The organism is Streptomyces catenulae, assembly GCF_000718015.1.
Lineage (GTDB): Bacteria > Actinomycetota > Actinomycetes > Streptomycetales > Streptomycetaceae > Streptomyces > Streptomyces catenulae.
Genome location: NZ_JODY01000015.1, coordinates 70,401 through 84,060 on the forward strand (window position 1 = coordinate 70,401; position 13,660 = coordinate 84,060).

Here is a 13,660-nt window from a genome sequence, read left to right on the forward strand (position 1 = left end):
GTGCGCCAACCCCCCGCCCGCCGTGGCTACTTGTTGACCACCGAGAGCGGCAGCAGCTTCTTGCCGGTCGGGCCGATCTGGATGTCGAGGTCCAGCTGCGGGCAGACGCCGCAGTCGAAGCACGGGGACCAGCGGCAGTCCTCGACCTCGGTCTCGTCGAGGGCGTCCTGCCAGTCCTCCCAGAGCCAGTCCTTGTCGAGACCGGAGTCGAGGTGGTCCCAGGGCAGGACCTCCTCGTAGGTGCGCTCGCGGGTGGTGTACCACGCGACGTCGACACCGAAGTCCGGCAGCGTCTTGCCCGCCGCTTCCATCCAGCGGTCGTACGAGAAGTACTCGCGCCAGCCGTCGAAACGGCCGCCGCCCTCGTAGACCGCGCGGATGACGGAGCCGACGCGGCGGTCACCGCGGGAGAGCAGGCCCTCGACGATGCCGGGCTTGCCGTCGTGGTAGCGGAAGCCGATGGAGCGGCCGTACTTCTTGTCGCCGCGGATCTTGTCGCGCAGCTTGGCGAGGCGGGCGTCGGTCTCCTCGGCGGAGAGCTGCGGCGCCCACTGGAACGGGGTGTGCGGCTTGGGGACGAACCCGCCGATGGAGACCGTGCAGCGGATGTCGTTCTGACCGGAGACCTTGCGGCCCTCGGCGATGACGTTGACCGCCATGTCGCCGATCTGCAGGACGTCCTCGTCGGTCTCGGTGGGCAGCCCGCACATGAAGTACAGCTTCACCTGGCGCCAGCCGTTGCCGTACGCCGTGGAGACGGTGCGGATCAGGTCCTCTTCCGAGACCATCTTGTTGATGACCTTGCGGATGCGCTCCGAGCCGCCCTCGGGCGCGAAGGTCAGTCCCGAGCGACGGCCGTTGCGCGTCAGCTCGTTGGCCAGGTCGATGTTGAACGCGTCGACCCGGGTGGAGGGGAGGGACAAGCCGATCTTGTCCTCCTCGTACCGGTCGGCGAGGCCCTTGGCGACGTCGCCGATCTCGGTGTGGTCCGCGGAGGACAGCGACAACAGGCCGACCTCCTCGAATCCCGTGGCCTTGAGGCCCTTGTCCACCATCTCGCCGATGCCGGTGATGCTTCGCTCCCGGACGGGACGCGTGATCATGCCTGCCTGGCAGAAACGGCAGCCGCGGGTGCAGCCACGGAAGATCTCGACCGACATCCGCTCGTGGACGGTCTCGGCCAGCGGGACGAGCGGCTGCTTGGGGTAGGGCCACTCGTCGAGGTCCATGACGGTGTGCTTGGACACCCGCCACGGGACGCCGGAGCGGTTGGGCACGACGCGGGAGATCCGCCCGTCGGCCAGGTACTCGACGTCGTAGAACTTGGGGACGTAGACGTTGCCGGTCTTCGCGAGGCGGAAGAGCAGCTCGTCGCGGCCACCGGGGCGGTCCTCGTTCTTCCACGCCCGGATGATGTCGGTGATCTCCAGGACCGCCTGCTCGCCGTCGCCGACGACCGCGCAGTCCAGGAAGTCCGCGATGGGCTCCGGATTGAACGCGGCGTGGCCGCCCGCGAGGATCAGCGGGTGGTCCTCGGTGCGGTCCTTGGCCTCGATCGGGATCCCGGACAGCTCCAGGGCGGTGAGGAGGTTGGTGTAGCCCAGCTCCGTGGAGAAGGAGACACCGAGCACGTCGAAGGCGCTGACCGGGCGGTGCGCGTCGACGGTGAACTGCGGGACGCCGTGCTCCCGCATCAGCGCCTCCAGGTCCGGCCAGACGCTGTAGGTGCGCTCGGCGAGGACGCCCTCGCGCTCGTTGAGCACCTCGTAGAGGATCATCACGCCCTGGTTGGGCAGACCGACCTCGTACGCGTCCGGGTACATCAGCGACCAGCGGACGTCGCAGTCGTCCCACTCCTTGACGGTGGAGTTCAGCTCGCCGCCGACATATTGGATCGGCTTCTGGACGTGCGGGAGAAGGGCCTCCAGGCGCGGGAAGACCGACTCGACAGGCATCGCGGGATCTTTCGTCGGCGGGCAGGGGTGACCCTCAAGCCTAACGTGTCCGAAGGGGCGCCCTTGACGCACGGCAGGGGTGATGCGGGGGCGCGCCGGGTGACGGGGCGCCGGGCGGGCCCGGCCCGTGGTCTCCGGGGCGTCCGGCCTGCGACGGACCGGGGCGGCGCGGCGGTCCGGGCCCGCCGCAGGGCCTTCTACGCTCCCGGCGGTGCCTGCTTCCCGGCCTTTTTCCAGAGCCGGGGCAGACGTTCCTCGCACGCCGCCGCCCGCGCCTCCTGGCGGCCGTGGAGCAGCCCGTAGGTGAAGGCGCTCTCGCCCGCCGTGTGCGCCCGGTCGGCCAGCTCCCGCAGGGCCTCGCGGGTCACCACGGTGTCGTGGTGCTCGCCGAGCACGTCCTGGAGGGCGGTGGCGCGGCGCACACAGCGGGCGGCGGTCCGGCCCAGCGCGGGGCGGGCCGCCTCCGCGCCGTACCGGAAGCGCTTCGCCGCCTTACGGGCCTCGTGCAGCGCCCGGTCCCGCTCCGGGCCGGGCGGGGTCTCCAGGGCGCGGCACATCCGGCGGGAGAGGCGCCGGAAGTCCTTGCGCACCGCCCGGAGCAGTTCCTTCCGGGGCGCGCGGGCGGCGGCGGGGCGCAGCGGCGGGTCGGCGAGCAGCCGGTCCAGGGTGTCGAGCAGCGTCAGATAGCGGTGGCCGTCGAGCACCGCGGTCAGCCGCCGGGCGGCGCCGCGGCGGGGCCGGGACCAGCTGCGCACCCGGGTGCGTACCGGCCCCACGCGCAGCTCCCGCGGCAGTGCGGCGACCCCGTCACCGATCCGCGCGGTCAGCACCTCACGGTCCCGGTCGATCCCCAACTCCCCGGCGAGCCAGGAGAGTTCGGCGACGACGGGGTCGGTGGCCGTCCGGTCGAGCAACCGGCGGTAGGAGCGCAGCACCCCGCGCGCCCGGCGGGTGGCGACCCGCATCCGGTGCACCGCGTCGGGCAGCTCACGGCGGACCGCGGGGTCCAGCGCGACGAGCGCCCGGAACTGCTCCCCGAGGTAGGTGAGGACGGTGTCCCCGGCGGTGGCCCCCGGGGCGCCGCTCCCCCGGCCGGTGCCCGCCTCCCGGGAGGCTTCCGGTCCGCCGGGGCGCGCCCGCTCCGTCGCCGCCAGCGCCCGGGCGAGCTTCGACGGGTACGCCCCCGGGGTGAGGCCCGCGCCCCGCAGCCAGGCGTCCAGCGCGTCCAGCAGTTCGGGGGCGGCGCCGGGCGCCAGTTCGGCCTCCACCTCGTGCCAGGAGGCGCGGGCGCCGTCCGGCCGCTCGGCCCGGACCTCGTCGTACGCCAGCTCCGCGAGGGGCGCGCCCGCGGCGTCGGTCAGCACCGTCACCGTGCGCCGGGTCCGCAGCCGCACCACCGGGACCAGCGCGGCGCCGCGCACCCGGGAGCGGACGAGGGCGGCCAGCTCCGGCGGGAGGGTGTCGGCGAGCGGGGCGCGGATCTCGTCGCGGACGTCCGGGCCCACCGGGAGCTTGAGATGCCAGCCGGGGTCGGTGCCGCCGGTGCGGCGGCGCAGGGTGAGGCCGTCCGCGGCGAGGCGGCGGTCCGCGGTGTCGTAGTAGCGCGCGTCGAGGGCGGTGACGCCGCCCGGCTGCGCGGCGGCGACCCCGGTGACGGCGGCCGGATCCGGGAGCCGGACGCCGTCGGCGGCGCCGTACTTCCGCTCGGTCTCCCGCACGGTGAGCGCCATACCTCCGAATCTAGAACCTCGGCCCGCGCCGCGCCGCCCCCCGGCCGCCCGGTGGGCGGCCCCGCCCGGTGGCCCGCGCCGGGGCGCCGGGCCCGGCGCGCTTCCCGCCGTGCGCCACCGTTCCGCGCCCCCGTGCGCCCCACCTGACGACGGCGCGCCCGCCGGGACGGGGATCGCCCCGCACCGCCGCGAATTACGGTGTGCGAGGCCGGAGGCGGAGGGTCCGACGCCCTCGTCCGGCCCGCCCGATGCCGTCCGTCCGCCGGTCGCCCGCACGGCCCCGGCGGCCGACCTCCCGGAAGGGAGAACCCGTGCACCCGTCCCGCACCACCGGCGCCCGCCCGCCGGACCGCGCCGCGACCGGTACCCGCCCCCATCTGCTGATCGCGCCGAGCGGACCGGCCGCCGCCCGCGCCGCCCGCGACTTCGTCCGCGCCGTGCTGCGCGGCACCCCGGCCGAGCCGCTGCGGGACACCGCCGTCCTGCTCACCTCCGAGGCGGTCACCCGGGCGCACCCGCTCACGGACGGCGCGCCCGACGTACTGGTCCGGGTGGTGACCGGCGACGGTCCGGCCGGGGTGCGGGTCAGCGTCCACGGCGGGAGCGCGCCCCGGGCCGGGCACGACGGCGCCGCGGACCTCTCCGGGCTGCTGTTCGGCGCCCTCGCGCACGCCTGGGGTACGGCGGAGCCCGGCGGGACGGAGCGCCCCGCCGGGCTCTGGTTCGAACTGCGGGCCCCGCGGGTGGGGGCTCAGCGGGAGGCCGACACCGGCCGCTCCACCCGGATGGACTGCAACAGCCCTATGGCGATCCAGACGGCGAACATCGACGTACCGCCGTAGGAGACGAACGGCAGCGGCAGTCCGGTGACCGGCATGATGCCCAGCGTCATGCCGATGTTCTCGAACGCCTGGAACGCGAACCACGCGACGATCCCGGCGGCGACGATCGTGCCGTACAGACCGGCCGACTCCCGGGCGATGCGGCAGGCGCGCCACATCACGATGCCGAGCAGGACGATGATCAGGCCCGCGCCGACGAAGCCCAGTTCCTCACCGGCGACGGTGAAGATGAAGTCGGTCTGCTGCTCGGGGACGAACTGGCCGGTGGTCTGGCTGCCGTGGAAGAGCCCGGAGCCGGTGAGCCCGCCGCCGCCGATGGCGATGCGCGCCTGGTTGGTGTTGTAGCCGACGCCCGCCGGGTCCAGGCTCGGGTTGGCGAACGCGGCGAAGCGGGCGATCTGGTACTCGTCGAGAAGGTTGAGCTGCCAGATCGCGAGGCAGCCGACGACGCCGGTGCCCAGCAGGCCGAGGATCCAGCGGTTGGAGGCGCCGGAGGCGAGCAGCACGCCGAGGATGATGGCGCCCAGCACCATGATCGAGCCGAGGTCCGGCATCAGCAGGATGACCAGGACCGGCACCGCGGCGAGGCCGAGCGCCTGGACGACGGTGCGGTGGTCGGGGTGCGGGGTGTCGCCCGCGTCGACCCGGGAGGCGAGGATCATCGCCATCCCCAGCGTGATGGTGATCTTGGCGAACTCGGCGGGCTGCAACGAGAAGCCGCCGGGGATCGCCAGCCAGGACCGCGAGCCGTTGATGGTGGCGCCGATCGGCGTGAGCACCATCAGCGCCAGCACCACCGACAGGCCGTAGAGCACCGGGATGGCGCCGCGCAGCGTGCGGTGGCCCAGCCAGATCGTCCCGGCGGCGAGCGCCAGGCCGATACCGGTGTTCAGCAGATGCCGCAGGAAGAAGTAGTACGGGTCGCCGTGGTTCAGCTCCGTGCGGTTGCGGGTCGCGGAGAAGATCAGCATCGCGCCGAGCAGCGACAGCGCCAGACACGACAGCAGCAGCGGCCAGTCGAGCTTGCGGACCGCCGAGTCGCGGTCCATCAGCTTGCCCCAGGCGCCGGTCTCGGGGGCGTACCGCCGGACGTTGAACATCCGGGAGGTGGGACTCGTCGTCATCCTTCGTCCCCTCCCTGGTCCGACTGGTCCGCCTGATCCGACTGGTCCGTCCCGTCCGCCTGATCCGTCCCGTCCGCCGACGGGTCGGTGGCGTCGTCGGCGGGTTCGACGGGCTGCGCCTGGATGGTGCCGTCGCGCTCGATGACCGGCAGCGACGACTCCGGGACCGGCAGCAGCGCGGACTTCTTGTCGATGCCGCCCTGCTCGTCGACGCCGTAGAGCGCGTCGTAGATCTTGCGGACGGCCGGTCCCGAGGCGCCGGAGCCGGTACCACCCTGGGAGATGGTCATGACGATGGCGTAGTCCTTGGTGTACGTCGCGAACCAGGAGGTCGTCTGCTTGCCGTAGACCTCGGCGGTACCGGTCTTGGCGTGCATCGGGATCTTCTCCTGCGGCCAGCCCTGGAAGCGCCAGGCGGCGGTGCCGCGGGTGGCGACACCGGCGAGCGCCGAGTCGATCTGCTTGAGCGTGGCCGGGGAGTCGGGCAGCTTGCCGTGCGCCTTCGGCGTGATCTTCTCGATCTTCTTGCCGTCGGGGCTGACGATCGCCTTGCCGAGGGTCGGGTCGTGGAGCGTGCCGCCGTTGGAGAGCGCGGCGTAGATCGTCGCCATCTGGATCGGGGTGACGAGGGTGTCGCCCTGGCCGATGGAGTAGTTGACGGAGTCACCGGCGCGCATCTTCATGCCGGACTCGCAGTTCTCCCGGGCGATCTTGGAGACGTAGTCGTCGGCGTTCTTGCCCTGGGCGCACCAGCCGGTCTTGTTCGCCTCCCAGTAGTCCTTCTTCCAGCGGCGGTCCGGCACCCGGCCGCTGACCTCGTCCGGCAGGTCGATACCGGTCTTCTTGCCGAGACCGAACTGATGGGCCGTCTTGTAGAACCAGTCGGCGGGGTGCTTCGGGTTGTTGCCGCCGTCCTTCTTCCACTGGTCGTAGGCGATGTTGTAGAAGACCGTGTCGCAGGAGACCTCCAGCGCGCGGCCGAGGCTGATCGGGCCGAAGTTCTCCGACTCGAAGTTCTTGAAGACCTGACTGCCGATGTTGAACGAGCTGGTGCAGGGGTAGTGCCCGTTGAACGGGTAGCCCGCGTTGACGGCGGCGGTGGTCGAGATGACCTTGAAGATCGAGCCGGGCGCCGCCTGCCCCTGGGTGGCGCGGTTGAGCAGCGGGTAGTTGGACTTCTTGCCGGTGAGCTTGGCGTAGTCCTTCCCGGAGATCCCGCCGACCCAGGCGTTCGGGTCGTACGAGGGGTTCGACGCCATCGCGACGACGCGGCCGGTCTTCGCCTCCATGACGACGACGGCTCCGGCGTCCGCCTTGTAGTTGGTGCCGGTGTTCTTGTCGTGCTCCAGGCGGGCGTCCTTCATCGCCTGGAGCAGCTCCTTCTCCGCCACCGCCTGGACGCGGGCGTCGATGCTGGTGATGACGTTGGAGCCGGGGACGGCCGGGTCGCTGTGGGCCTTGCCGATGACCCGGCCGAGGTTGTCGACCTCGTAACGGGTGACACCGGCCTTGCCGCGCAGTGCGCTGTCGTACGTCCGCTCCAGCCCGGAGCGGCCGATCTGGTCGGAGCGCAGCAGCGGCGAGCGGGTGTGCTCGGCCTTCTTGATCTCCTCGTCGGTGACCGGCGAGAGATAGCCGAGGACCTGCGCGGTCTCCGCCTTCGCCGGGGCGGCGTAGCGGCGCACGGCGGTCGGCTCGGCGCTGATGCCGGGGAAGTCCTCGGAGCGCTCGCGGATCTGCAGGGCCTGCTGGGTGGTGGCCTTGTCGGTGATCGGGATGGGCTGGTACGGCGAGCCGTTCCAGCACGGCTGCGGGGTCTTCGCGTCGCAGAGCCGGACCTTGTTACGGATCTCCTGCTCGGGGATGCCGAGGACGTCGGAGAGCCGGCCCAGGACCGCCTTGCCGTCGTCCTTCATCTTCAGCAGCTCGGTGCGGCTGGCGGAGACCACCAGCCGGGTCTCGTTGTCGGCGAGCGGCACCCCGCGGGAGTCGAGGATCGAGCCGCGGGTGGCCGGGTCGACGACCTGCTGGACGTGGTTGCTGCGGGCCTTGCTCGCGTACTCCTGGCCGTTGCGGATCTGGAGGTACCAGAGGCGGCCGCCGAGGGTGAGCAGGAGGGAGAAGACGAGGATCTGGATCGCGACGAGCCGGGCGGTGACGCGGGAGGTCCGGCCGGTCTCAGGAATGTTGCTCACGGCGCCTCCGCAGCTCGGTCCGGGTGCGGGGCAGTCGGTCGGTCACAGCCGCTTGACCCCCTTGATGCGGGCGGCCTTGTTCCGCGCGGAGCGGCCGAGGAGACCGCCGCGGGAGGAGCGGCCCGGCTTCGCGGACTTCATCCCGCCGCGGGACGCCTTGAGGCCGGTGCCGGTGGTCATCCAGCCGTACGCGGGCTCCCGCCCGGCGACCGTGCCGCTCGGGCTGCCGGAGCCGTCGCCGGTCAGCGGCTCGCCCTCCAGCCGTCGGGCGAGCGCCATCACGCCGGGCACGATGAACGGGGCGAGCAGCAGGTCGTAGACGGTGGCGCTGAGGACCAGACCGCCGACGCCGACATGCCGGGCGGTGGTGTCGCCGACCAGGGCGCCGACCCCCGCGTAGAGCAGTGTGGAGACGACGGCGGCGCCGACGACGGCGAGCAGCGGGACGGTCGCCGAGCGGTGGCGGCCGTTCTCCGGGCGGGTCAGGCCCACCGCGTACCCGACGATGCAGAGCACCAGCGCATAGCGGCCGATGGCGTGGTCGGACGGGGGCGCGAGGTCGGCGAGGAGGCCCGCGGCGAAGCCGACGAGGGCGCCGCCGACGTGCCCGTAGACCAGCGCGAGGCCGACGACGACGAGCAGCAGCAGGTCCGGGACGGCGCCGGGGAGTTGGAGCCGCGCCAGGACGCTGACCTGGAGGACCAGGGCGACGATGACGAGCGGGACGGTCAGCAGGATCCGGTAGAGGCGCATCGGTCAGCTCCTGGGGGATTCGCCGTCGGAGGGGTCGGCGGTGACGGTGACCGTGGGCGTCGGCCGGGGCTTGGCCGGCGGGGCCGGCAGCACGGTGTCCCGCGGGTCCTGGCGCGGCGGCCGGACGACCACCCCGACGACGTCGAGCTGGGAGAAGGCGACGTAGGTGCTGACCTGGACGGTGCGGGTCAGATCGCCGTTGGACGGTTCGACCTTGACGACGCGGCCGACCGGCACGCCGGGCACGAACGGCTTGCCCTTGCTGGAGCCGAAGGTGACCATCCGGTCGCCCTTCTTCACCGACGCCTTGCCGTTGAGGAGTTGCACCCGCATCGCCCGGCCGCCCTGACCGGAGGCGAAGCCGATCTCGTTGGTCTTCTCCATCCGGGTGCCGACGGTGAAGTCCGGGTCGTTGGCGAGCAGGATGGTGGCGGTGGAGGTGCCGACGGTGGTGACGCGGCCGACGAGCCCGTCGCCGTTGAGCACCGTCATGTCGCGGGCGATACCGTCCCGGCTGCCCGCGTCGATGGTGACCGTCCAGGAGAAGCCCTGGGCCGCGCCGATGGCGATGACCTGGGCGCCCTTGATGCCGTACTGCCCGGCACCGGCGGTCTTGAGCATCTTGTCCAGCTCGGCGGCGCGGTTGCGGTTGCGGTCGGACGAGCCGAGCTTGGCCTTCAGGGCGGCGTTCTCGCGTTCCAGCGCGGCGATCCTGGTGTGCCGTTCGCCGGAGTCGCGTACCGCGCCGATGGCGTTGCCGATCGGGTTGACCGCTCCGGCGACGCCGTTCTCGACGGGGCCGAAGGCGGAGGCGGCGGCTTGGCGGGCACCGTCGAGCGGGGACTGTTCGCCACCTCGGATGTCCACCGTGATCAGCGCGAACGCGATGGCGACCAGCAGCACAAGTAGCAGCCGGCTCTCTCGTGTGTCCCTCACGTGCGGCGGCCGTGTCCTTCCTCGTAGGACCGGCCGGCTGCGGGCCCGCGCCGGTCTCGTTCGGGAGTGCTGAGCGTTCTGCCTGTGTGTGCGGTGGCTGATGGTGCGGGGTCAGTCCACCGGATTTTTCGGGGGGTTGGGGCGGTGCCCGGGCCGGGTGTGGGCCGTCCCGGGGTGGTCCTGTATATCAGCGGGCCGGGAAAAGAAGAGGACGGCCCTCCGCCATGGTGCCCGCCCGGCACGGACGCCGCAGGGCGTCCGCGCCGTGGGCGGTCCGGTCGGGTTACCTGCGCGGCTGGGAGTCGAGGACCTGCTGGAGCGCCTCGAACTCCTCGACGCACTTGCCGGAGCCGAGCGCGACGGAGTCGAGCGGGTCCTCGGCGATGTGGATGGGCATCCCGGTCTCGCGGCGCAGCCGCTCGTCGAGACCGCGGAGCAGGGCGCCGCCGCCGGTGAGGACGATGCCGCGGTCCATGACGTCGCCGGACAGCTCCGGCGGGCACTTGTCGAGGGTCGTCTTGACCGCGTCGACGATGGAGTTGACCGGCTCCTCGATGGCCTTGCGGACCTCGGCGGCGGAGATGACGACGGTCTTCGGCAGCCCGGAGACCAGGTCACGGCCGCGGATCTCGGTGTGCTCGTCCTGCTCCAGGTCGTACGCCGAACCGATGGTGATCTTGATGCTCTCGGCGGTCCGCTCGCCCAGCAGAAGGCTGTACTCCTTCTTGATGTGCTGGATGATCGCGTTGTCCAGCTCGTCACCGGCGACCCGGATGGACTGGGCGGTGACGATGCCGCCGAGCGAGATGACGGCGACCTCGGTGGTGCCGCCGCCGATGTCGACGACCATGTTGCCGGTGGCCTCGTGGACCGGCAGACCGGAGCCGATCGCGGCGGCCATCGGCTCCTCGATGATGTGCACCTGCCGCGCGCCCGCCTGCGTCGACGCCTCGATGACGGCGCGGCGCTCGACGCCGGTGATGCCCGAGGGGACGCAGACCACGACCCGCGGACGGGCCAGATACCGCCGCTTGTGGATCTTGAGGATGAAGTACCGGAGCATCCGCTCGGTGATCTCGAAGTCGGCGATGACGCCGTCCTTCAGGGGCCGTACGGCGACGATGTTGCCGGGCGTGCGCCCGATCATCTTCTTCGCCTCGGCGCCCACCGCGAGGATGCCACCGGTGTTGGTGTTGATGGCCACCACCGAGGGCTCGTTCAGCACGATCCCGCGACCCCTGACGTACACCAGCGTGTTGGCGGTGCCGAGGTCGACAGCCATGTCACGGCCGATGAACGACATGTTGTTCCCCATGAGGATACGTCTGGCCTTCCCAACTGGAGCGAATGCTTACTGGAGGTCGGCAGGAGGTGATGCGCCACACGGCGCGGAAGCTTCATCGTAGTTCGTCGCGCCGCCCGCCCGAACACGGCGGTGGGCGCCACTTGCGCCATTGTCGGCGGTACCCGCACCCGCCTTCCTCAATGGTGACGTCGTGTCGCGGAGTCGCGTTCCCCCGAACGTCCTTCATATGCCAGGAGGCGACCGATGATTTCACCGGTCGCCCCTGGTCACGAGCGGTATACGCGCGATGATGTATCAGGAAAGGCCGGGAAAGAAAATCTTGATCTCCCGCTCGGCGGACTCCTCGGAATCCGAGGCGTGGATCAGATTCTCCCGGGTGATCGTGCCGAAGTCCCCACGAATGGAGCCACTCGGTGCGGTAATCGGGTCGGTGGGACCGGCGAGCGCGCGGACGCCCTCGATGACCCGCTCACCCTCGACGACGAGGGAGACCACCGGGCCGGACGCCATGAAGGTCATCAGCGGCTCGTAGAAGTCCCGACCGACGTGCTCGGCGTAGTGCTGTTCGAGGATCGCGCGGTCGAGGGTGCGCAGTTCCAGGGCACCGATCGTCCAGCCGGCCTTCCGCTCGATCCGGCCGATGATCTCGCCGACCAGGCCACGACGGACCGCGTCAGGCTTGAGAAGGACGAGGGTGCGCTGGCTCATGAAGAAGGCTCCTTGGGAAGAACGGGACTGCGGTGAGGCGAGGCTACAGGGCAGCGGCCCACGCCCGGCGGGCGGGACCGCGGGCGGGGCGCCGCCCGCACGGTGCGCCGCCGGGGCGACACCCACAGGCACCGACCGGCCGCCGGACCGTCCCTCCCCGCCCGCCGCCCGCGCGGGCGGAGCGCTACGCCGCCTCCGCCTCCGCCTCGGCCATCGCCGCCCAGCGGGCCTTCGCCTCGTCGATCTTCCGGCCGTAGTGCACCGACGCCCACCACAGGGCGGCGAACACCAGGCCCAGGAAGAACATCGTCGGGACGACGAAGCCGCTGGCGATCAGGGCTATCTGGAGCGCCCAGCCCAGCTGCACCCCGCCGGGGCGGGTCAGGGCGCCGCACAGCAGGACGCAGAGCAGCATCGCGATGCCGCTGACCGTCCAGACCGTGGCCGCCGGGAGGTCGTTGAGCTGCATCGCGACCAGACCGGCGAAGCCGATGAGGAAGAACTCCCCGATCAGGGTGCTCGCGCAGAGCGTACGCATCGTCAGCCCCTCCCCAGCAGCAGCCGGGCCTCGCCGACCGTGATCACCGAGCCGGTGACCAGCACCCCGGCTCCGGAGTACTCGCCCTCCTCCTCGGCGAGGGTGATCGCCGCCTCCAGGGCGTCGTCGAGCCGCGGCTCGACCTGGACCCGCTCACTGCCGAAGACCTCGACGGCGACCGCGGCCAACTCGTCCGGGTCCATCGCGCGGTGGCTGGAATTACGAGTGACCACGACCTCGGCGAAGACCGGCTCGAACGCCTCCAGGAAGCCCCGGACGTCCTTGTCGGCGCTGGCCCCGACCACACCCACCAGGCGGCTGAAACCGAACGCCTCGGTGACCCCGTCGGCCGCCGCGCGGGCACCCGCCGGGTTGTGCGCGGCGTCCAGCACGACGGTGGGGCTGCGGCGGACGACCTCCATCCGGCCCGGCGAGGCGACCGAGGCGAACGCCCGGCGGATGGTGTCGATGTCCAGGCTGCGGGCGTGCGCCGAGCCGATGCCGAAGAACGCCTCGACCGCGGCGAGCGCCACCGCGGCGTTGTGCGCCTGGTGGGCGCCGTAGAGCGGGAGGAAGATCTCCGGGTACTCGCCGCCCAGACCGCGCAGCGTCAGCATCTGCCCGCCGACCGCGACCTCGCGGGAGAGCACGCCGAACTCCATGCCCTCACGGGCGACGGTGGCGTCCACCTCGACCGCGCGCTTGAGCATCACGGACGCCGCCTCGACCGGCTGCTGCGCCAGAACGACCGTCGCGTCCTTCTTGATGATTCCGGACTTCTCGACGGCGATCTTCTCGGGGGTGTCCCCCAGCCGGTCGGTGTGGTCCAGCGCGATGGGGGTGATCACCGCGACGTCGCCGTCGATGACGTTGGTCGCGTCCCAGGTGCCGCCCATGCCGACCTCGACGACGGCGATGTCCACCGGGGCGTCGGCGAAGGCGGCGTACGCCATCGCCGTCAGCACCTCGAAGAACGAGAGCCGGAACTGCTGCTGGGCGTCGACCATCTCGATGTACGGGGCGATGTCCCGGTACGTCTCGATGAAGCGCTCGGCGGAGATCGGCGCGCCGTCCAGGCTGATCCGCTCGGTGACGGACTGGACGTGCGGGCTGGTGTACCGGCCGGTGCGCAGGTCGAAGGCGCCGAGCAGCGCCTCGATCATCCGGGCGGTGCTGGTCTTGCCGTTGGTGCCGGTGATGTGGATGGCCGGGTAGGCGCGGTGCGGGGAGCCGAGGATGTCCAGCAGCGCCTCGATGCGCTGTACCGACGGGTCGAGCTTGGTCTCCCCCCAGCGGCCCGCCAGCTCCTCCTCGACCGCGCGCAGCGCACGGTCGGTCTCGGGGTCCTCGGGCCGGGCGGGCACGTCCCCCTGCGGGGGCCCCGCCTGGGCGCGCAGGGTGCGGCTGCCGGCCTCGATCACCGCGAGATCGGGGTCGCGCCGGGTCTCGGCGTCGACCATCTCCTCGAAGGCGTCGGTCTGCTCGTGGTCGTCGTTCTGGGGGCTCTCGCTCACGCCGACCAGTCTACGAGTCACCCCTGACAACGGTCTCGCCCGCACCACGGCCCGCGGAC

General features: G+C 71.9%; 11 protein-coding genes. 1 reads left to right on the plus strand and 10 read right to left on the minus strand.

Features of this window, described 5'->3' with window-relative positions:
- Window positions 1-26: 26 nt before the first annotated feature.
- The gene (locus IF23_RS0115280; RefSeq protein WP_030283889.1) at window positions 27-1,955 is read right to left on the minus strand and encodes a TIGR03960 family B12-binding radical SAM protein; all 1,929 of its coding nucleotides are present in this window, start codon (window positions 1,953-1,955) and stop codon (window positions 27-29) included.
- Window positions 1,956-2,152: 197 nt separating this feature from the next.
- Window positions 2,153-3,685, minus strand: a complete 1,533-nt coding sequence (locus IF23_RS0115285) for a CYTH and CHAD domain-containing protein (protein ID WP_030283891.1) — start codon at window positions 3,683-3,685, stop codon at window positions 2,153-2,155.
- A gap of 311 nt (window positions 3,686-3,996) precedes the next feature.
- Here IF23_RS0115285 and IF23_RS0115290 point away from each other — a divergent pair, with 311 nt between their 5' ends.
- The gene (locus IF23_RS0115290) at window positions 3,997-4,527 is read left to right on the plus strand and encodes an ATP-binding protein (RefSeq protein WP_107126941.1); all 531 of its coding nucleotides are present in this window, start codon (window positions 3,997-3,999) and stop codon (window positions 4,525-4,527) included.
- Here the strand turns inward: IF23_RS0115290 and rodA are convergent.
- The 8 genes from rodA to folC all read right to left on the minus strand — a co-directional run bounded on the left by rodA (window position 4,437) and on the right by folC (window position 13,601).
- Window positions 4,437-5,651: a rod shape-determining protein RodA gene (gene rodA, locus IF23_RS0115295; protein WP_030283895.1), complete on the minus strand. Its 1,215-nt coding sequence runs from the start codon at window positions 5,649-5,651 to the stop codon at window positions 4,437-4,439. The two genes, IF23_RS0115290 and rodA, sit on opposite strands and share 91 nt — an antisense overlap.
- Window positions 5,648-7,846, minus strand: a complete 2,199-nt coding sequence (gene mrdA / locus IF23_RS0115300) for a penicillin-binding protein 2 (protein WP_078653995.1) — start codon at window positions 7,844-7,846, stop codon at window positions 5,648-5,650. Before mrdA ends, rodA begins: the two co-directional genes overlap by 4 nt.
- Window positions 7,847-7,888: 42 nt before the next feature.
- On the minus strand, window positions 7,889-8,599 hold the full coding sequence (gene mreD / locus IF23_RS0115305; RefSeq protein WP_030283899.1) for a rod shape-determining protein MreD: 711 nt from the start codon (window positions 8,597-8,599) through the stop codon (window positions 7,889-7,891).
- 3 nt (window positions 8,600-8,602) lie between these two features.
- Window positions 8,603-9,535, minus strand: a complete 933-nt coding sequence (mreC, locus tag IF23_RS0115310; RefSeq protein ID WP_030283901.1) for a rod shape-determining protein MreC — start codon at window positions 9,533-9,535, stop codon at window positions 8,603-8,605.
- A 283-nt stretch (window positions 9,536-9,818) separates the two neighbouring features.
- The gene (locus IF23_RS0115315) at window positions 9,819-10,838 is read right to left on the minus strand and encodes a rod shape-determining protein (RefSeq protein ID WP_003985182.1); all 1,020 of its coding nucleotides are present in this window, start codon (window positions 10,836-10,838) and stop codon (window positions 9,819-9,821) included.
- 297 nt (window positions 10,839-11,135) lie between these two features.
- On the minus strand, window positions 11,136-11,549 hold the full coding sequence (ndk, locus tag IF23_RS0115320; RefSeq protein WP_030283902.1) for a nucleoside-diphosphate kinase: 414 nt from the start codon (window positions 11,547-11,549) through the stop codon (window positions 11,136-11,138).
- Window positions 11,550-11,733: 184 nt separating this feature from the next.
- The gene (locus tag IF23_RS0115325) at window positions 11,734-12,087 is read right to left on the minus strand and encodes a DUF4233 domain-containing protein (protein WP_030283904.1); all 354 of its coding nucleotides are present in this window, start codon (window positions 12,085-12,087) and stop codon (window positions 11,734-11,736) included.
- Between the two features lie 2 nt (window positions 12,088-12,089).
- Window positions 12,090-13,601, minus strand: a complete 1,512-nt coding sequence (gene folC, locus IF23_RS0115330) for a bifunctional tetrahydrofolate synthase/dihydrofolate synthase (protein WP_030283906.1) — start codon at window positions 13,599-13,601, stop codon at window positions 12,090-12,092.
- Between the last annotated feature and the right edge of the window lie 59 nt (window positions 13,602-13,660).

Bases quoted from the DNA above. Each gene is read 5' to 3' on its own strand.
- IF23_RS0115280 (WP_030283889.1), bottom strand. From the start codon at position 1,955: ATGCCTGTCGAGTCGGTCTTCCCGCGCCTGGAGGCCCTTCTCCCGCAC.
- IF23_RS0115315 (WP_003985182.1), bottom strand. From the start codon at position 10,838: ATGTCGTTCATCGGCCGTGACATGGCTGTCGACCTCGGCACCGCCAAC.
- IF23_RS0115325 (WP_030283904.1), bottom strand. From the start codon at position 12,087: ATGCGTACGCTCTGCGCGAGCACCCTGATCGGGGAGTTCTTCCTCATC.
- mreD (WP_030283899.1), bottom strand. From the start codon at position 8,599: ATGCGCCTCTACCGGATCCTGCTGACCGTCCCGCTCGTCATCGTCGCC.
- rodA (WP_030283895.1), bottom strand. From the start codon at position 5,651: ATGACGACGAGTCCCACCTCCCGGATGTTCAACGTCCGGCGGTACGCC.
- ndk (WP_030283902.1), bottom strand. From the start codon at position 11,549: ATGAGCCAGCGCACCCTCGTCCTTCTCAAGCCTGACGCGGTCCGTCGT.
- IF23_RS0115285 (WP_030283891.1), bottom strand. From the start codon at position 3,685: ATGGCGCTCACCGTGCGGGAGACCGAGCGGAAGTACGGCGCCGCCGAC.